At 57.3% G+C, this 18,451-nt stretch carries 21 protein-coding genes; 11 read left to right on the forward strand and 10 right to left on the reverse strand.

The genetic code is table 11. From position 1 onward, the window contains the following. Window positions 1-120 precede the first annotated feature (120 nt). Both BI292_RS04655 and BI292_RS04660 read right to left on the reverse strand, forming a co-directional pair. Window positions 121-1,470 (reverse strand): heavy metal sensor histidine kinase, encoded by a 1,350-nt coding sequence (locus tag BI292_RS04655; protein WP_101207145.1) that lies wholly within the window; start codon window positions 1,468-1,470, stop codon window positions 121-123. Beyond that, window positions 1,470-2,150 (reverse strand): heavy metal response regulator transcription factor, encoded by a 681-nt coding sequence (locus tag BI292_RS04660; protein ID WP_101207146.1) that lies wholly within the window; start codon window positions 2,148-2,150, stop codon window positions 1,470-1,472. The genes BI292_RS04655 and BI292_RS04660 overlap by 1 nt, the downstream gene beginning before the upstream one ends. A gap of 187 nt (window positions 2,151-2,337) precedes the next feature. Here BI292_RS04660 and BI292_RS04665 point away from each other — a divergent pair, with 187 nt between their 5' ends. Together BI292_RS04665 and queF are read left to right on the forward strand one after the other, a co-directional pair. Then, a complete protein-coding gene (locus BI292_RS04665; RefSeq protein WP_101207147.1) occupies window positions 2,338-2,874 on the forward strand; it encodes a plastocyanin/azurin family copper-binding protein in 537 nt (178 codons plus the stop codon). 61 nt (window positions 2,875-2,935) lie between these two features. Next, window positions 2,936-3,766 (forward strand): NADPH-dependent 7-cyano-7-deazaguanine reductase QueF, encoded by an 831-nt coding sequence (gene queF / locus BI292_RS04670; protein WP_101207148.1) that lies wholly within the window; start codon window positions 2,936-2,938, stop codon window positions 3,764-3,766. A 171-nt stretch (window positions 3,767-3,937) separates the two neighbouring features. Here queF and BI292_RS04675 read toward each other — a convergent pair whose 3' ends face one another. Beyond that, window positions 3,938-4,201, reverse strand: coding sequence for a DUF4404 family protein (locus BI292_RS04675; protein WP_092270691.1), 264 nt, complete (start codon window positions 4,199-4,201; stop codon window positions 3,938-3,940). 125 nt (window positions 4,202-4,326) lie between these two features. Further along, entirely contained in the window at window positions 4,327-4,947 is a 621-nt protein-coding gene (locus BI292_RS04680) for a phosphatase (RefSeq protein ID WP_101207149.1), read from the reverse strand. Between the two features lie 199 nt (window positions 4,948-5,146). On the opposite strand from BI292_RS04680, the gene BI292_RS04685 reads away from it, so the two are divergent. Further along, window positions 5,147-5,836 carry a VacJ family lipoprotein gene (locus tag BI292_RS04685; protein ID WP_092270685.1) on the forward strand — a complete coding sequence of 230 codons (690 nt, stop codon included), beginning with the start codon at window positions 5,147-5,149 and terminating at the stop codon, window positions 5,834-5,836. A 61-nt stretch (window positions 5,837-5,897) separates the two neighbouring features. On the opposite strand, the gene BI292_RS04690 is transcribed toward BI292_RS04685, so the two are convergent. Further along, window positions 5,898-6,197 (reverse strand): PilZ domain-containing protein, encoded by a 300-nt coding sequence (locus BI292_RS04690; RefSeq protein WP_101207150.1) that lies wholly within the window; start codon window positions 6,195-6,197, stop codon window positions 5,898-5,900. Between the two features lie 276 nt (window positions 6,198-6,473). On the opposite strand from BI292_RS04690, the gene rssB reads away from it, so the two are divergent. Together rssB and rssC are read left to right on the forward strand one after the other, a co-directional pair. Continuing rightward, window positions 6,474-7,655 carry a two-component system response regulator RssB gene (gene rssB / locus BI292_RS04695; RefSeq protein WP_092270679.1) on the forward strand — a complete coding sequence of 394 codons (1,182 nt, stop codon included), beginning with the start codon at window positions 6,474-6,476 and terminating at the stop codon, window positions 7,653-7,655. Continuing rightward, on the forward strand, window positions 7,655-8,137 hold the full coding sequence (gene rssC, locus BI292_RS04700; protein ID WP_092270676.1) for an anti-sigma factor antagonist RssC: 483 nt from the start codon (window positions 7,655-7,657) through the stop codon (window positions 8,135-8,137). The genes rssB and rssC overlap by 1 nt, the downstream gene beginning before the upstream one ends. Window positions 8,138-8,301: 164 nt before the next feature. Here rssC and tal read toward each other — a convergent pair whose 3' ends face one another. From tal to BI292_RS04715, 3 genes are all read right to left on the reverse strand, one after another. Beyond that, window positions 8,302-9,228 carry a transaldolase gene (tal, locus tag BI292_RS04705; RefSeq protein WP_092270673.1) on the reverse strand — a complete coding sequence of 309 codons (927 nt, stop codon included), beginning with the start codon at window positions 9,226-9,228 and terminating at the stop codon, window positions 8,302-8,304. A gap of 178 nt (window positions 9,229-9,406) precedes the next feature. Further along, a complete protein-coding gene (dusA, locus tag BI292_RS04710; RefSeq protein ID WP_101207151.1) occupies window positions 9,407-10,402 on the reverse strand; it encodes a tRNA dihydrouridine(20/20a) synthase DusA in 996 nt (331 codons plus the stop codon). A gap of 95 nt (window positions 10,403-10,497) precedes the next feature. Beyond that, window positions 10,498-11,202 (reverse strand): murein L,D-transpeptidase catalytic domain family protein, encoded by a 705-nt coding sequence (locus BI292_RS04715; RefSeq protein ID WP_101207152.1) that lies wholly within the window; start codon window positions 11,200-11,202, stop codon window positions 10,498-10,500. A 77-nt stretch (window positions 11,203-11,279) separates the two neighbouring features. On the opposite strand from BI292_RS04715, the gene BI292_RS04720 reads away from it, so the two are divergent. Then, entirely contained in the window at window positions 11,280-13,013 is a 1,734-nt protein-coding gene (locus tag BI292_RS04720; RefSeq protein WP_101207153.1) for a murein L,D-transpeptidase, read from the forward strand. Window positions 13,014-13,062: 49 nt separating this feature from the next. Here BI292_RS04720 and BI292_RS04725 read toward each other — a convergent pair whose 3' ends face one another. Next, window positions 13,063-13,548, reverse strand: coding sequence for a hypothetical protein (locus tag BI292_RS04725; protein WP_101207154.1), 486 nt, complete (start codon window positions 13,546-13,548; stop codon window positions 13,063-13,065). 158 nt (window positions 13,549-13,706) lie between these two features. On the opposite strand from BI292_RS04725, the gene BI292_RS04730 reads away from it, so the two are divergent. The 5 genes from BI292_RS04730 to BI292_RS04750 all read left to right on the forward strand — a co-directional run bounded on the left by BI292_RS04730 (window position 13,707) and on the right by BI292_RS04750 (window position 18,038). After that, entirely contained in the window at window positions 13,707-14,372 is a 666-nt protein-coding gene (locus tag BI292_RS04730; protein WP_101207155.1) for a ribonuclease T2, read from the forward strand. A 133-nt stretch (window positions 14,373-14,505) separates the two neighbouring features. Then, the gene (locus BI292_RS04735; RefSeq protein ID WP_092270655.1) at window positions 14,506-15,003 is read left to right on the forward strand and encodes a PAAR domain-containing protein; all 498 of its coding nucleotides are present in this window, start codon (window positions 14,506-14,508) and stop codon (window positions 15,001-15,003) included. Between the two features lie 3 nt (window positions 15,004-15,006). Further along, a complete protein-coding gene (locus BI292_RS04740) occupies window positions 15,007-15,735 on the forward strand; it encodes an alpha/beta hydrolase (RefSeq protein WP_101207156.1) in 729 nt (242 codons plus the stop codon). A gap of 1 nt (window position 15,736) precedes the next feature. Beyond that, window positions 15,737-16,267, forward strand: coding sequence for a hypothetical protein (locus BI292_RS04745; protein ID WP_101207157.1), 531 nt, complete (start codon window positions 15,737-15,739; stop codon window positions 16,265-16,267). A 202-nt stretch (window positions 16,268-16,469) separates the two neighbouring features. Next, a complete protein-coding gene (locus BI292_RS04750; protein ID WP_101207158.1) occupies window positions 16,470-18,038 on the forward strand; it encodes a GGDEF domain-containing protein in 1,569 nt (522 codons plus the stop codon). Window positions 18,039-18,096: 58 nt separating this feature from the next. Here BI292_RS04750 and BI292_RS04755 read toward each other — a convergent pair whose 3' ends face one another. Continuing rightward, window positions 18,097-18,438: a hypothetical protein gene (locus BI292_RS04755; protein ID WP_092270644.1), complete on the reverse strand. Its 342-nt coding sequence runs from the start codon at window positions 18,436-18,438 to the stop codon at window positions 18,097-18,099. Between the last annotated feature and the right edge of the window lie 13 nt (window positions 18,439-18,451).

The raw sequence follows: 18,451 nt of genomic DNA on the forward strand, positions 1-18,451 counted from the left end.
TAACAGCGCTTTCGCGAGCAAGCTCGCTCCCACAGTTGATCGAGTTGGGCCGCAGATTCATGGCCAACTCCTATCCCTGCGGGAGCGAGCTTGCTTGCGATGAGGTCGGCCCAGCTGGCCTCAATCCTTCCTTGGCAACTCGATCACAAACCGCGTCCAGCCATTTGCCGATTCGCAACGAATCAACCCGCCGTGCGCGCGAATGATTGACTGAGTAATCGCCAAACCCAACCCCGCATGCTCGCTACTGCCTTCCTGCCGCGCCGGATCAGCCCGGTAAAACCGGTCAAACAGGCGCGGCAACAATGCCGGATCAATCCCGCTTCCAGTGTTTTCAACCTGCAACGTCAAGCCATCGGATTGCTCGACGATCCTCACTCGAACCTCGCCGCCAACCGGGGTAAACCGCAACGCATTGTCCAGCAAATTAGACAGCGCCCGGCGCAACATGCTGCGGTCCCCGAGCATTCGCGCCGAGCCCTCGCGACTCAGCCGCACCTGCGCGTCCTCGGCCAGCGGCGCAAAAAACTCCAGCAACACATCGGTTTCTTCTGCCAATTCCAACCGTTCACGTTTGGGCATCAGCAAACCGTGGTCTGCCTTGGCCAGGTACAACATGTCGTTGACCAGTTGCGCCATCCATTGCAGTTCTTCAAGGTTGCTGTGCAGCGCTTCGCGGTAATCCTCGAGAGGTCGCGGGCGGGTGAGGGTGACTTGCGTGTGTGTCAGCAGGTTCGACAGCGGCGTGCGCAGTTCATGGGCGATGTCGGCCGAGAACGCTGAGAGCCGCTGAAAAGAGTCGTCGAGACGTCCGAGCATGGCGTTGAAGTTGTGGGCCATTTCCGCAAGTTCCGGCGGCATGTTCTCTTCGGGCAAGCGTGCGTTGAGCGATTGAGCGGAAACCCCACTGGCAACCACGCTCATGCGCCGCAACGGACGCAAACCGCTGCGCGCCGCCCACGCTCCAAGTAGCGCCGTGGCCAACGCCGACAGGCCGACCGTCAGCCAGATCAGATTCTGCATGCGCTGCAGGAAGTGCTGGTGATGCGTGATGTCCAGCAGCAGGGTCAATTGCGGCGAATCGGCTTTGTCCGCAAACAGCGGCGCGTTGAGCACGCGATAGTCGGTGCCGGCATCGTTGACCGTGGACAAACCAAGCTTCTGCGGGAGTTTTTGCGGCAATTTCGACGAGCTGTCAAACCAGCGTTGGCCATCGCTGCCGGTAATGCGCAGCGACAAATCAGCCTGGCGGCTCAGCTCATCCTGCAATTTGACTTCGCTTTCGCTGGACTGGATATCCTGCAAGGCGCGGCGTAAACCGATCAATTTGCCATTGAGCAATTGCTGATCCAGTTCGACAAAATGTGCCTCGCTGGCGCGGCTGAACAGCACCCCGGCGAATAACGAAACCACCGCTGTACACGCCGCGAACAGCAGCGCCAGGCGATTGCTCAAGGACAGTCGGCGCATCAGGCGTCACGCTCTTCGAGGACGTAACCCATGCCGCGCACGGTGTGGATCAGTTTGTTCGGAAAGTCGTCGTCAATCTTCAAGCGCAGGCGACGGATCGCGACTTCGATGACGTTGGTGTCGCTGTCGAAATTCATGTCCCACACTTGCGAAGCGATCAGTGACTTGGGCAGCACTTCGCCCTGGCGGCGCAGGAGCATTTCCAGCAGGGCGAATTCCTTGGCGGTCAGGTCGATGCGCTGGCCATTGCGTTCGACGCGGCGGCGGATCAGGTCGAGGCGCAAATCGGCGAGTTGCAACGAGGTTTCCTGCGGCGCGGCGCTGCCCCGGCGCAACAGACTGCGGACTCGCGCGAGCAACTCGGAGAAGGCAAACGGCTTGACCAGATAGTCGTCGGCGCCGAGCTCGAGGCCGTGGACCCTGTCCTCCACCGCGTCGCGCGCCGTCAGAAAAAGTACCGGCGTATCTAGGCCGGCGCCGCGCACCGCTTGCAGAATCTGCCAGCCATCGCGACCGGGCAGCATGACATCGAGGATCAACAAGGCGTATTCACCACTCAGCGCCAGTTGCTGGCCGCTGTTGCCGTCAGCCACCAGCTCGGTGGTAAAACCGGCCTCGGTCAGGCCTTGGCGCAAGTAATGGCCGGTTTTCGCTTGGTCTTCGACGATCAGCAGTTTCATTGATAGCTCTGTTTATTGATGGCTCTGTTCATTGGTAAGTCGGTTTAAGTGGAACGAGCGCTTTATACCGTGGCTGGCCGAGATGCTGGCCAACCTGACAAAGTTGTAATCTGGCCGTCAGGTTGCGGGCAGGCATGTCAGTTTAGAGTTTTCCACAGGCTGAACCTTATCTTGTTGGAGTACGACTATGTTTTTGCGCAATCGTCTGGTGCTGGGCGCGTGCTTGCTGGCGCTGAGCTTCGGGCTAGAAGCGTCACCCGCGCAGACTTACGACTTCGGTCAACCGGCGTCAGCGGCCAAAGCCCAGCGCAGTGTCGAAGTGGTAATGGGCGATATGTCGTTCGATCCGAAGGCCATTGATATCAAGGCCGGTGAGACGATTCGCTTTGTTCTGGTGAATAAGGGCCAATTGCTGCACGAATTCAACCTTGGAGACGCGACGATGCATGCCGCGCACCAGCAGGAAATGTTGAAGATGCAGCAGAGTGGCATGCTGACGCCTACCGCCATGAAGGAAATGGACCACAGCGCGATGGCCGGTATGGACCACGCATCACCAGAGCACGGCATGCAGCACGACGACCCGAACAGCATATTGGTGCCGCCAGGTAAAACGGCCGAGTTGACCTGGACTTTCACCAAGGCCACCAGCCTCGAATTTGCCTGCAACATCCCGGGACACTATCAGGCGGGCATGGTCGGCAAATTGACTGTCAGTCAGTAAGCACTCAAAGGCGCGCGCAAAGGCTGATAGAATCCGCTGATTCTTCAGTCAGGTTTCCGCCATGCATCCCGCAGCCGAACACTCGCCGCTGGGCAAATCCAGCGAATACATCGCCACGTACACGCCGTCCTTGCTGTTCCCGATTCCGCGCACCGCGAAATGGGCGGAGTTGGGGCTGACCGCAGAAACCCTGCCGTATAAAGGCGTGGATTTCTGGAATTGCTTCGAGCTGTCGTGGCTGCTGCCGTCGGGCAAGCCGGTGGTGGCCATTGGTGAATTCACGATCCCGGCGGATTCACCAAACATCATCGAATCCAAGTCCTTCAAGCTGTACCTCAACTCGCTGAATCAGACGCCGTTTGCCGATACCGCGAGCCTCGAAGCGACGCTGGTCAAAGACCTGTCGGCCGCTGCCGGCAAGCCGGTTGGCGTGCGTATTCGCAGCTTGCGCGAGGTTGAAGCGGAAGGCGTCGTGGCGTTGCCGGGCGTGTGCATTGATGACCTGGATATCAGCGTCAGCAACTACGTGCAGCCGCGCCCGGAACTGTTGCGTTGCGATGCTTCGCGGATCGTCGAGGAGAGCGTGCACAGCCATTTGCTCAAATCCAATTGCCCGGTCACCAGCCAGCCGGACTGGGGCAGCGTGGCGGTGGAATACCGTGGCGCAGCGCTGGATCATGCGAGTCTGCTCGAATACATCGTCAGCTTCCGCCAGCATTCGGACTTCCATGAACAGTGCGTGGAGCGGATTTTCCTCGACTTGCAGCGTTTGTTGAAACCACAGAAATTGACCGTGTATGCGCGGTATGTGCGTCGTGGTGGGCTGGATATCAACCCGTATCGCAGCACTGAAGACGTGCAGTTGCCGAACCATCGTCTCGCCCGGCAATAACAGATCACGGTAGGGGCGAGCCTGCTCGCGATAGCGCTGGGTCAGTCAGAATCTTTGCTGACTGGAAGAACGCTATCGCGAGCAGGCTCACTCCTACGAGGACTGCGTCGCGCATTGCGCATATGAAAAAGCCCCGCTATTGCTAGCGGGGCTTTTTTGCATCTGGCGGGTTCAGATCCCGATGTTGCCCAGCGTCAGCACGATGTTGCGCAAGGTGCCGGCAATGGCGGGGTGTTCGAGTTCGAAGCGCTCGACGGCCAGATTTACTCCGTCAGACAGGCTTGAATCCTGAGTTTTGGTTTCCAGTTCGATCTCGGCTTCAATTTGCTGCATCAGCACATGAAGGTCCTCGCGCTCGGCTTCGGTCAGCGGCGGATTCTGTTCCAATTGCTCGCGCAGAGTATTGAGCTGTTCTTGCAGTTCGCGGGCAGGCATGGCGTTCTTCCTTTTATCGATAGGCACTGGCATAGACCGCAGCAGCGTGCCAAAGGTCTATGGCTGGGCCCTAGATTAATCCAGTCGCCGGCAAGCTGCATGCTTTCATCGGGATAAGCCTGAAGTCAGGGCTTTTCACCTTTGAGCCGGCGCAGGCTGATGTCCGCCAGACAGGTGTCGAGCTCGCCGAGGTGATCGATGACCGAATGCACGCCGAGGCTGAATAATTGCACGGTCGCATTGCCGCGCCGTTGTTCGCGATCCTTTTGGCTCAGCGCTTGCCATTCGTTTGGCGCCAACCCGCACAGCGAACCGCAGGACGCCAGGCCAATGGTCCACAAGCCGGCATTCAACCCCGCTTGGAGCAATCGTGGTTCGCCGCTGACCAGCACGCAGCCATCCAGACGATCGACGTTCAGCGCCATCAACGCTTGCCAGCAAGCATTCGGCGCGGGCCATGGATTGATTGTTGCTGGATGTTGCGATGGCTTGATCCACGCCGGCAGGTGAGCCGCCAAGGAGTGGCTGAGGGCAGGGGAGAGTTTATCGAGCCAGGCACACGGTATTTGCTGGCGCTGCAGACTGCGCAGGCTCTCCAGCGCACCAGGCGTGACCTCGGCAAACTCTTCGCCAGGCAAACCGGACTGCTGCGTGCGGGCGCCGAAATCCACCAGGCAACCACTGAGGCCAAACAGCACGGCGGTCAGGTTTGGCGCGGTGACTTGCAATGCTTCGGCTTGCGGCATATCAGCGTCCCTGAAATAGCGACAAGCCTAGGGAAGGACGGTGACAGTTGAGTGACAGTTCGCCGAATTGCTGGCCGTCGGCGGCGACTTCTGCACGCCGACTCGCGTGGTGCTGCCTAAACCGACTTTTCCGTCTTATACTAGCCGCCTTAACGCTTGGGCCGCGCGCCCGCGCTCGTACAAATCCAAGGAGTTTTCTATGCGCTGGAGCAATCAATTCGCTCAGCTTTGTGTGTGTGCCAGCGTGTTGCTGGTTCCGTTTGCTGCCCAGGCGGCTACGGAAGAGGATCCTTGGGAAAGCGTCAACCGCCCGATTTTCCAGTTCAACGATTTCGTCGATACCTATGCGCTGAAGCCTCTGGCTCAGGGTTATCAGTTCGTCACGCCGCAGTTTCTGGAAGACGGCATCCACAACATGTTCCGCAACGTCGGCGACGTGACCAACCTCGCCAACAACGTTTTGCAGGCCAAACCGGCTGCGGCTGGCGTTGACACTGCGCGTCTGATCTTCAACACCACGTTCGGCCTGCTGGGCTTCTTCGATGTCGGCACACAAATGGGCTTGCAGCGCAGCGACGAAGATTTCGGCCAGACCCTCGGCTACTGGGGCGTCGGCAGCGGTCCTTACGTGATGCTGCCATTGATGGGGCCAAGCACGTTGCGTGATGCGCCGTCCAAGTACGTCGACAGCTACACCAGCCCGTACCGCTACATCAACGACGTGCCAGTGCGTAACTCGATTTTCGGCCTGAACATCGTTGATACCCGCGCCAGCCTGCTGTCGGCCGAGAAGCTGATGAATGGCGACAAGTACATTTTCATCCGCAATGCTTACTTGCAGAACCGCGAATTCAAAGTCAAAGACGGCCAGGTCGAAGACGATTTTTGATTCTGTGCGGTAAAACAAGGAAGGCGGCCAATTGGCCGCCTTCTTCGTTGGTGCTTCAGGCTTATTTCATCTTCAAGATTGTAAGGCCGAGTTTCTGACTGCCGCCGTCCTGCGCCTTGACCCATACCACTTCGGTGTCGGCTTCAAGGCCGGTCAGCGCCGCGTGATCGGAATCGATTCGCACGCTCAGACGGTCGCCGACCTTGAACAGGCGGGGCGCCTCCACCTGCATGCCACTGCTGGAAAGGTCGATGCAGACGGCTGGCACCTCATCGCCCTCGTGAATCAGTGACACATCGGCATCGACTCGCATGCGGATGAAATCGCGCTTTTCGCTGTAGTCCCGATCGGTTTGACTCATGGGCTCGATCCTTCCATTGGGTTACGGTTTAGCCTGTTCTTATAACTCCCGGTGATTTGAGAAGTAAAGACGTCAAGCGACCATCGGCGTGTGCTTGAAACGCCCCGCGGATGGGAGTACCGTCTGCGCCTTAGAAGGGCACCTCTGGTGGACTTGTCTGTAGGGCGAACGCTCGAAAACAGTGCAACAGAGAGGCTAGAAAGCGAATCCAGTAGTAAGAGCCGGGTCAAATCCCCTGCCTGCTACGCCAACCTAATTCTGGCGCCGTTTGCCCACATGCCAAAAACCAGTGCCACGCTGCTGATAATCGATGATGACGAAGTAGTGCGCGCGAGCCTCGCCGCCTATTTGGACGACAGTGGTTTCAGCGTCCTGCAGGCCAGCAATGGTCAACAGGGTCTTCAGGTATTCGAGCAAGACAAGCCCGACTTGGTCATCTGCGATCTGCGCATGCCGCAGATGGGCGGACTCGAACTCATTCGCCAGGTCACCGAGCTGTCGCCGCAGACGCCGGTCATCGTGGTGTCGGGTGCCGGCGTGATGAACGACGCGGTCGAGGCGTTGCGCCTGGGCGCGGCGGATTACCTGATCAAGCCTCTCGAAGATCTGGCAGTGCTCGAGCATTCTGTACGTCGAGCCCTGGATCGCGCGCGCCTGATGCTGGAAAACCAGCGCTATCGCGACAAGCTTGAACGAGCCAACCGCGAACTCGAAGCCAGCCTGAACCTGCTCCAGGAAGACCAGAACGCCGGTCGCCAGGTGCAGATGAACATGCTGCCGGTCAGTCCCTGGACCATCGACGAGTTCCAGTTTGCGCACCAGATCATTCCGTCGCTGTACCTGTCGGGTGATTTCGTCGACTACTTCCGAGTCGATGAGCGCCGGGTCGCGTTTTACCTGGCGGACGTTTCCGGTCACGGCGCCTCTTCAGCCTTCGTTACCGTGCTGTTGAAGTTCATGACCACGCGCTTGCTGTTCGAATCCAAGCGCAACGGCACGTTGCCTGAATTCAAGCCTTCAGAGGTACTTGGTCATATCAACCGAGGCCTGATCAGTTGTAAGCTGGGCAAACACGTCACAATGGTCGGTGGTGTCATCGACGAGGAGACAGGTTTGTTGACCTATAGCATCGGCGGTCATTTGCCGTTGCCTGTGTTGTACACGCCAGACAGTGTTCGTTATCTGGAAGGGCGGGGTCTGCCGGTCGGCCTCTTCAATGAAGCCACCTACGAAGATCACGTAATGGAGTTGCCGCCGACGTTCAGCCTGACGCTGATGTCCGACGGTATTCTGGACCTCTTGCCAGAACCTACGCTCAAAGAGAAAGAAGCGGCGTTGCCCCAACGGGTCAAGGCTGCGGGCGGCACCCTGGATGGGTTGCGGCAGGTTTTTGGATTGGCCACGCTAGGGGAGATGCCGGATGATATCGCCCTGTTGGTGTTGAGCAGGAATCTTTAATGAGTACCGGTAGAATCCAGTTCGCCGAGCAGGACGGCACCTTCGTCCTGAAGTTCGTCGGTGAAGTTCGCCTGACCCTGTGTTCGGCGTTGGATGCGACTATTGAGCGGATCTTCACGGCGTTGAACTTCAACGCGATCGTGATCGACCTGACCGAAACCCGCAGCATCGACAGCACCACGTTGGGCCTGCTGGCCAAACTGTCGATCCTGTCGCGGCAAAAGGTCGGCCTGCTGCCGACCGTCGTCACCACCCACGAAGACATCACCCGTCTGCTGCAGTCCATGGGCTTCGAGCAAGTGTTCAACATCGTTGACCACCCTGTGCCGTGCCCTGAGTGCCTGGACGATTTGCCGGATCAGGATCAGTCCGAAGAAATCGTGCGGATCAAAGTGCTGGAAGCGCACAAGATTCTGATGGGGTTGAACGACTCCAATCGTGAGGCGTTTCATGATCTGGTGAATGCTTTAGAGCGTCACTGATTCCGAAATCGATGAGTCGTCGACCCCTTACGGTGTTCGACCCAAATCCTGTAGGAGCCGAGCTTGCTCGCGAAAGCGTCCTCAAGACCGCCAATCACACCACGAACACACAAAAAAGGGCGAACCCGTAAGGTTTCGCCCTTTTTGTATTGCGCTGAACTAGATCACAGCTTGGCTTGCAGCAACGCCTCAAGCTTTTCCTGATCGCGAGCAAACTGACGAATGCCCTCGGCCAGTTTCTCGGTAGCCATCGCATCTTCGTTGGACAACCAACGGAACTGCGCTTCATTCAGGCTCAGACGCGCTTCACCGGCATGGCCTGGCGCCAATTTACGCTCAAGCTTGCCGTTGTCCGCCGCCAGTTTCTCCAGCAGGTCCGGGCTGATGGTCAAACGGTCGCAACCGGCCAACTGCTCGATCTGATTGAGGTTACGGAAGCTCGCGCCCATCACGACGGTTTTGTAGTCGTTGGCCTTGTAGTAGTTGTAGATGCGCGTTACCGACTGCACGCCCGGATCATCCGCGCCGGTGTAGTCGTTGCCGTTGGCCTTCTTGTACCAGTCGTAGATGCGACCCACGAACGGCGAAATCAGGAACACCCCGGCGTCAGCGCAAGCGGCTGCCTGGGCGAACGAGAACAGCAGGGTCAGGTTGGTCTGGATGCCTTCCTTCTCCAGAATCTCGGCGGCGCGGATGCCTTCCCAGGTCGAGGCGATCTTGATCAGTACGCGGTCACGACCAACGCCGGCCTTGTCGTACAGTTCGATCAGACGGTGCGCGCGCTTTAATACGGCGTCAGTGTCGAACGAAAGACGCGCGTCCACTTCGGTGGAAATGCGCCCTGGTACTACGTTGAGGATTTCTTTGCCGACAGCGACACCAAAGCGGTCGCTGGCCAGGCCTACATCACCCTTGCAGTCGTGAACGCAAGCGTTCAGCAACTCGGCATAACCGGTGATGGCCGCAGCCTTCAGCAGCAGGGAAGGGTTGGTGGTAGCGTCCACGGGTTTAACGCGAGCGATTGCTTCGAAGTCGCCAGTGTCGGCAACGACGGTAGTCATTTGTTTAAGTTGTTCCAGCTTGGAAGTCATGGGCGTGCTCTGTCCTATGGGTCTGATGACATTACCCGAGCGCTGACAGCCACTCAAGGGCGTACGTGCGTATCGAAGGGCCCAGCGGCAACAACCGGGAAACGGCTGTTTGAATGGCGAGGCGCGGTATCGGTAAATACGATGCCAAATCGGCGCACAGGTTCAAGTCAACTGACCGTTAACGCCCCTCAAGCAACTCCGCCGCTTGATCCAGCAACGCCAAAGGCTCCTTTGCCTTGTGAATATCCACTGACAACAACTGGCGAAACTTGCGCGCCCCCGGGAACCCGGTGCCCAAGCCCAACACATGACGAGTGATGTGGTGCATCGAACCGCCGGCCTCAATGTGCGCGGCAATATAAGGACGCAATTGCGCCAGCGCCTCTGCGCGCGTGATGACCGGCGCCGTGCTGCCGAACAACTGCTGATCCACTTCAGCCATCACGTAAGGATTGTGATAAGCCTCGCGGCCGAGCATCACGCCGTCGAACGTCTGCAAGTGCTTGTGACAGGCTTCCAGCGTCTTGATTCCGCCGTTGAGAATAATCTCCAGCTCCGGGAAATCCTTTTTCAACTGCGCCGCCACGTCATAGCGCAGGGGCGGAATGTCGCGATTTTCCTTCGGCGACAGGCCTTCCAGAATCGCAATTCGCGCATGCACGGTAAAACTGCTGCAGCCGGCATCGCGAACCGTGCCAACAAAATCACACAACTGCTCGTAGCTGTCCCGGCCGTTAATGCCGATACGGTGCTTCACCGTCACCGGAATCGACACCGCATCACGCATCGCCTTCACACAATCAGCGACCAACTGCGGATGCCCCATCAACACCGCGCCGATCATATTGTTCTGCACCCGATCACTCGGGCAGCCGACGTTCAGATTGACCTCGTCGTAGCCGTGATCCTGAGCCATGCGCGCGCAAGCGGCCAAGTCGAGAGGCACGCTGCCGCCCAGTTGCAATGCAAGTGGGTGTTCGGCTTCGTTGTGACGAAGGAAGCGCTCGTGGTCGCCATTGAGGAGCGCGCCAGTGGTGACCATTTCGGTGTAGAGCAAGGCATTCTTCGACAGCAGCCGTAGGAAAAAACGGCAATGTCTATCGGTCCAATCCATCATCGGCGCAACGGAAAAACGTCGTGACAGCGGGGCGGGCGTGGCGGTGATTGGGGGCATTGGGATCTGGAATTGGGGTATGGCTGAGAGGCGCGCAGTTTATCAGGATTGAGTCGCTGAAGCGGGGGCTCTGTTCAGCGAGATCCTCAACACGCTTAACGAGTCATCGATGGCCCGGACGCGTCGGCTACCGTCGAACTGCCGCAATTAACAAAGGAAGAAGTCTTCAACCAGCGCTGATCCGGATAATACGAAAACAGCAGTTGCCCGCCCTTCATCGAGTCAATCAACCGATGAGCAATCGCCGGTCGCACTGCCGGGCAACCCAGGCTTCGGCCGATTCGGCCATTGGCGCGGGCCAGCACTGGGCTGACGTACGGCGCGCCGTGAATCACGATTGCGCGGTCGAACGCGTTGTCATTGAAGCCAGGTTCCAGGCCTTCCATACGTAACGAATAGCCGTTTTGTCCGACGTAACTCGATTGGGTGCGGTATAAGCCAAGGCTGGTGGCGAAGCTTTCGTTCTGGTTGGAGAACTTGACTGCCATGTTTTCGCCGCTGTTGCGGCCATGGGCGACGAGTTCATGAAAGAGCAACTTGCGCTTCTTTAAATCGAACACCCAAAGGCGTTGTTCGGTCGAAGGCAATGAATAGTCGATGACGGCGAGTCGCTGGACTGGCGCGGCGCCTCGGGCGATGCTGCATTGGGAGGCGCGTACGGCCAGGCCAATGACTTTTGCGTTAGCGCCAGGGGCCGCTTTGGCGAGGGCGGCGGCGAGAGAATCGGCGTAGGCTGCTGGTATTGACGTTGCCGCCAACAGCAGGACCGAGCATAGAAAGCCAAAGCGGTTTAGCGCCATAGAGATGTCTCATCAAGTTATTTCGAGTTTAGCAGTGCAAACGCCATGTGCTGAGCGCAGGAGATTAAGAATTATCCATGGGGCAACTATCAAGGTTATTCGTCATAAGCCATGCCTTTTTTATGGTCTTTCTGATCGGCGGCACGGCGCACGCGGAAACTTCGTCGATTGAGGGGCAAAATCCGCCGATCAGCATGATCGAGGCGATACCGGACGATAACGTCGCTCAAGAGATTCGCGCGACGCTGGAGCCGCTGATTTCCGCGTTCCCGCCGTTGCAAACACGGCCGAAGCATCAGCGCATCGACGTTAACCGTGTAGTGCTGGATTTCTATACGCATCGCCAGTTTCGCGCGGCGTGGACTAATCCTGACGATGTAGCGCAGTTGTTGAAGAGTCTTGACGACACGCAGATCGACGGACTCGAGCCTGCGGACTTTCGAAGTAACGATCTGGTCATGGCGCAGGCATCGATGCAGAACACTGCGCCAACACCTGCGCAACAAGCAGCTTTCGATCTTGCGGCGACTCGCACTTACCTCACGGCGTTACTGCAATTACGCCGCGGCAAAGTTGATCCGGCGCGGTTGGACATGCACTGGAATTTCGACATTGCCGGTGCCGATCCTCGGGATGACGTGAACAACTTCTTCAACGCGCTGGACACTCACGATGTTGCCCGAGCGTTTGCCGAGGCGCCGCCGCAAGAAGCGGTTTACGTAGGGCTGCGTCAGGCATTGGCGCAGTTGCGGCAGATTCGTGACCGCGGTGGCTGGCCGAAAGTTACTGACGGGCAATCGCTCAAGCCAGGCATGGATGGCGCAGCCGTTGCGCAACTTCGAGCGCGTCTGGCAGCGGGCGGTTATCTGGACACCAGAACCAGCAAAAACAACACGTACGACGATGCGGTTATCGCCGCGGTGAAGAAGTATCAAACGGAACAATATCTGGGCGCAGATGGTGTTGCCGGGGCAGCCACCCTCGCTGCGTTGAACGTGCCGGTACAAGCGCGTATCGATCAAGTCAGGGTCAACATGGAACGCGCGCGTTGGCTGCTGTACAAGCTGCAGGGCACTTTTGTAATCGTTGATATTGCCGGGTACAAAGTGGCGCTGTATCGCGATGGTCAACCCATCTGGCGTTCACGGGTTCAGGTAGGCAAGCCGTATCGAAGTACGCCGATCTTCCAGGCTGAAATTACTTACGTCACTTTCAACCCGACCTGGACCGTTCCGCCGACGATTCTGAAAGAAGACGTGTTGCCGAGAATTCTGAACAACCCGAACTACCTCAGTGCCAATCGGATTCGGCCGCTGGATCGGGAAGGTAACTTGCTGGACCCATCGACCATCGATTGGAGCAACCCGCGCGGCATCACTTTGCGCCAGGACGCCGGACCGGAAAACTCGTTAGGCCAAGTGGTTATCCGCTTCCCCAATGATTACGCGATCTACTTGCACGACACCCCGCACCGCGAGCTGTTTGCGAAGAATGTTCGCGCCACCAGTTCGGGCTGTATTCGGGTAGAAAACCCGTTGCAGTTGGTTGAGTTGCTGTTCAATGACCCGGTGCGCTGGAGCAGTGCCGGTATTCAAAAGCAATTGGCCAATGGCCGGACGGAAAATATTCGACTCCCGGTGAAAGTGCCGGTTTTGTTGGCCTATTGGACGGTGGATATGGGCAGCAATGGCCGCGTGGCATTCAAGCCGGATGTGTATGGCTACGACAATCCGGTGCTGAAGGCGCTGAACTTGCCAGCGAAGTTACCGCCTCTGGATTTGCAAGCAGCAGTAGGGCAGAACACTCACTAAATCTTGTGGGAGCGAGCAGGCTCGCTCCTGCATTGAAAAGCGTTCGGGCTTAGAGATCCAAGCCTTCTTGCACTACCGAAAGCAAGTTCACTTCCGTCAGCGCAATCGCATCAGTCTGTTGCCCGGTTTGTTCGATCGATTGCAGCCACCAATGCGACCCGCCGTGTTCGTCAACCGTTCTCAGCAGAGGGATTTCCTTGTCCTTCAAATGAATTTCGACACGACCCTGACCGTCGGCGGTGAACCGCACAATCGGCACGAACGTAATGTTGTGGTGATTGCCTTCAATCACCAGTTGGTCGATCGAATAAGCATAAGTTGCGCCGTTGAGATGACGTTCAAACACGTGCGTAGGATTGCGCCGCATGCTCAGGCCGGCTTCAAGCAGAGGCTTCAGCCAGGCTTCGATCTGGTGATACATTTCGTACACTTGGCCGGGCCAACTGTCGATCGCCTGATCGGTAGCGGTGGTCGCGTCCGCGTCGGTGTGCCGGGTTTCTTTCAGTTTTGCGGCGAGTTCTTCTGCCTTGCTCATGTCGATTCCCTGTCGTGATCCAAGTGTGATCATAGCGTTACCAAAGTAATCCACGTTTTGCCTTGCGTCATGCGATTGAAACACCGACATGGCAAAAACCCCTGTGGTCGATCGTCGGCCAAGGATCAAAACCATCATTATTCCCAAGGAGTGGGTCTATGAAAAAGCTGTATGCAGTTGTCGCCATGTTGGCAATCACGTTCGGGCAGATTGGCCTGAGCCAGGCGCGGACGTCGCAACATGGCAAACCTCAGGCTGAGTCAGTGGCGGGGGTGTTTGATTACTATTTGCTGACGCTGTCCTGGTCGCCAACGTTCTGCCTCACCCACAAAGACGATTCGCAGTGTTCCGGCAAAGGCTACGGTTTTGTGCTTCACGGGTTGTGGCCGCAGTACGCGAATGGCGGCTGGCCCGAGTCGTGCCCACCAAAAATTGCACTGTCACCTGCTGAACAAAAGCGCGGCCTGACGCTATTTCCGACACCAAAGTTGCTTGAACACGAATGGGCCAAGCACGGAACATGCAGCGGTCTTGGAGCCACGGGTTATCTGGACGCGGCAGACAAGGCAGTTGGCGCGGTGAAAATCCCGGAAAAACTGCAGCCGTTCAGTGGCACGGTTTACTTGCCTGCGCAGAAAATCGCCGACCTGTTTCGCGAAAGTAATCCGGGCATTTCAGCGGACGGTATCGCGGTTATTTGCAGCGGCCCCGAGTTGTCGGAAGTGCGCGTGTGCATGGGCAAGGATCTGCAGTTCGGCGCATGTGGCAAAGGTGTGAAAACTCAATGTCGCGCGGGCGATATCCGCGTTCCGCCATCGCGGTAATCGGTTGTTCGGATGGATAGATGGGCGTTATGGACGCCCATTTTTGCATTCAGGTTTGAACATCTTCGCGGCATCCCTCATCCTTGCGCGCTTGTTCAATGGATTGTCAGAAAAGCCTGCAAGGAGCTTGTTCATGAGCGGAAAACCCGCCGCCCGCCTTACCGACCCCACCGCTTGTCCACTGCCGGGTCACGGCACCAATCCCATCGCCAGCGGTTCTCCCAACGTCAATTTCGACGGCCTCGCGGCTGCGCGCCTGACGGACAAATCTGCATGCGGCAGCCCGATCACCGGCGGCGTATCGGCGACGGTATTCATCAATGGCCTGAACGCCGCAACACTCGACAGCACCGGCGGCCACGGCAATGTGGTGATCGGCGGCTCGGGCACGGTAATCATTGGCGATACGGTGGTCACGGCGCCGTTTACCGGCCTGGTGCCGATGCCGGTCAATTTCACCGACAAGTTGAAACTGGTGAACGCGGTCACCGGCGCCCCGATGCCCGATCACCCCTACATGATCCTGCGCGCCGATGGGCGCCAGGAGCACGGGGTTTCCGACGCTGCCGGCTTCACCCACGCCATCAGCTCGCACCTGCCTGAAAGCGTCAAACTGTTTTTGGAGGAGTGAGGCATGTGTGCTGAAACAGTGACCTGCGCGAAGGGCAAAACTTACAAGCTGCAGGGTGAACATACGCTGACGGACAAAAAAGATGTCAGTGAGAAGACGGTGCCGATTGAGAGTACCAAGGCGATTGTTTTCTTTGTTGGCGGGGCAGGAGATAAAGAGCGTTATTATTTTTCCGGGCCCTACGAGAATATAAAATTTGCCTGGCAGGATTTTGATGTGCGTGCCCAACCGTTAGTAGATGAAGGAAAATATACCTCTCAATGGTTGGGCTACAACGAAATAAGAGGCAAGCAGGATATTCAAAGGCATGTGTTGAGTCTTATTCCCTATAAGAGCTGCCCGGTCTTTATAGTGGGGCACAGTCTAGGCGGGTGGAATAGCGGACATCTGACCAGAATAATGACTGAATGGGGATACAAGGTAAAACTGTTGATTACACTGGATCCGGTTGGCGAAGGCGCTTTGGTTTGGCTGGGTTCGGATATTTATCTGAATCGGCCGGAGCCGGTTTCTGAAGACTGGATCAACGTCAGAGCCACTCCGTCCAGACCTGACGACTCCGATGGTGTAGCGGACTTTGGAGAAAAATGGTTGATCACCTGCGGGCCGTCGATCAATGCGAACGTTGATACTAACCATGCAAACGCTCCTGACTTATTTAGCGCCAAAATCTCTGGTGGAAAATCTGCGAGTGATCTGCTGTTCGATTCGATTATGAAAGAGTTCTCTTGATATGAAGAAGTCGATTGTCTTATTGCTCATGGTTGTTTGTTCGGGATGCGCGCGGGAGCATGTCAAACCTGAGGCTGATTTGAGTTACATGTCTGTAGAGAGAGACAATCGATATCCTATTTATGATGTCAGTTATAGTTCGAACGTTAATCTTCTGGATTTATTTGATCGAGGCGAGGGTGTTGGTTATGCTGCGGCTTTTCTGGTTTGCGCATTGGGAAATGATCAAGATTTTTCGATAGGTCATCATATGCAGTTTGCCGCGCTCGGCTCCATCAAGGGCGACGGGCAGAGTCAGGAAAAAGGAACATTTAACTATGTAACAAGTGCTCTGTTGAGTGAAGTCAGTAACAGTGGCGGATCGAGACGAAACCTTGCTTCAAATGAGTTAAATGAAATTCTGGCTGACAAGAGCAGCATTCCTTGCAGGGTCCGTATCACCGCATACGGCTACGAAACCTACTACTCCAACGCAATGTACATCCCGACCGCGGACCTCCTGCGAGAAATAAACAAACCCAGACTCAAATAGAGAGAGTCGTCCTGCTGGCGAATGAAGACCCGCTGAAACAATTTCCCCAGGAGTTTTTTGTAAGGTTTCTACGCTCGCGGCGGATAACTGGAGGGCGACGCCAAACTGTTTGCCCATTGGCCCCGCTCAACACCGTAGACTACGCTTACAAAAAATAAGGGCTTTGGGCCGTCGCCCATGCCGTGCCCTCCAGGAAACACTTTTGCCTATCCCCATTCACGAATCGCACCACGCACCCGGCGCACTGAAACGTTTGCCCTTGCTCAAGGCTGCGGCGTTATTTATTGCGGCGGTTTGCCTATGCCTGTGCGGCTTGCTGTACTTGCAACTGGAGCAGTCGCGGCGCCACGATCTGGCGTTGGCCGAAGTCGCTTCATCAAACCTCACCCGGGCGATGGCGCAGCAGGCCGAAGACACGTTCATGAAAGCCGATCTTGTGCTGACCAGTCTGGCGGACTGGATTCAGGCCGACGGTTATGACCAGATGCAGTTATCGCGGCTGCAGAAGACCTTTTCTCGGCGCGTGCAATCGCTGCAGCAGTTGCACGGGATTTTCCTGTTCGACCGGCAGGGCCAGTGGGTTATCACTTCGTTTGACGATTTGCCTCACGGTTCCGGCGTGGCCGATCGCGAATATTTCCAGTTTCATCAACAAAACGTCTCGTCGCTGGCGCACATCGGCCCAGCCATCCGCAGTCGCAAAAACGGCGAGTGGATTATTCCTGTTTCCAAACGCGTCAATGATGATCACGGCAATTTTACCGGTGTGCTGCTGGCCGGGATCAAAATGGCCTACTTCGACGAGTTCTTCAAAAGCTTCAGCATCGATGAGCATGGCGCGATGTTCCTCGCGCGCACTGACGGCACGCTGCTGGCTCGACGGCCATTTGTGGAGTCGCAAATCGGTACGTCGGTGGCCCAAGGCACGATTTTCCAGAAGCACTTGCCGCTGGCGAACGCGGGCAACGCGATGATCAATTCGGTGGTCGATGACACGGTGCGGTTGTACGGCTACCGACAGTTGGAGGCCTATCCGTTGGTGGTGTCCGCGGCATCGTCCAGGGACGCGATTCTCAAAGACTGGTACGCCAATGCGTTTCAGGCCAGCGTCATCGTTGCGCTGGTGATTTTGGGGATCGGCTTGTTTGGCTGGGTATTCATTCATCAGGTGCGCGATGGCGGACGAATTGAAGCCGATCTGCGCGCCGCCCAGGAAGCGCTGGAGCTGATCGCCACCCACGACAGCCTCACCGGATTGGCCAATCGGCGCCTGTTCGAGCGCGCGCTCGACATCGAGTTCGGACGCGGCGCGCGGCAGGGCAGCGCGCTGAGCCTGATCATGCTCGATATCGATTTCTTCAAAAGTTACAACGACAACTACGGCCACGTCGCCGGGGATCACTGTCTGGCAGAAGTGGCACGTGCGCTGAAGAGTTGTTGCCAGCGCAACGCTGATCTGGCGGTGCGTTACGGTGGGGAAGAGTTTGCAGCTTTACTGCCGAACACCGACATTCACGGCGCGATGGTGATTGCCGAGCAGATTCGCCGTAGCGTCATCGACAAAAACATCTCGCACAGCGGTTCGCCGACCGGGCACGTGACCGTCAGCCTGGGATGTTATTCGTTTGTACCGAGTGGCCGCGACAGCGTGGAAGTATTCATCCAGCGCGCGGACGCCGCCCTCTACCAAGCCAAACACTCCGGACGTAATCGCACGGCGGTGCTGTCGATGGAGGGCGGCGTCGAGACGCTGATGCGTTCGGATCGATAGAAGGGCGAAAGGGCAGGCCTGATTTTAAATAACCAAATCAGAAACTGCCTTTTCGCGTTCAGCTACCTGTTCCGCCGCCAGCGCCACCGGTTCCACCGCCCGGCGCACCTGTGCCGCCGCCCGCGCCGGAACCGCTGCTGCCACCGTTACCGCCCGCGCCGCTATTGACGCCAGTTCCCGAACTCGATGAGCCAGAACCGCCGCCAGTGGTGCCCGAACCGTTGCCCGAACTGTTGCCTCCAGAAGGCGCGCCAGGCGTGCTGTTAGGTGGCAACGTCGACCCGCTGACCCCGCCGGATTTAGTCCCGGTGGCATCCGGCGCATCGTTGGCCGCATAGACTGCCGATGCGCTGCAAAGCAAACCTGCGAGCAGCAGCGAAGTAATTTTTTTGGTGATCATGGTACGTCTCCAG

The sequence above is a fragment of the Pseudomonas sp. 43NM1 genome, assembly GCF_002836905.1.
GTDB lineage: Bacteria > Pseudomonadota > Gammaproteobacteria > Pseudomonadales > Pseudomonadaceae > Aquipseudomonas > Aquipseudomonas prosekii.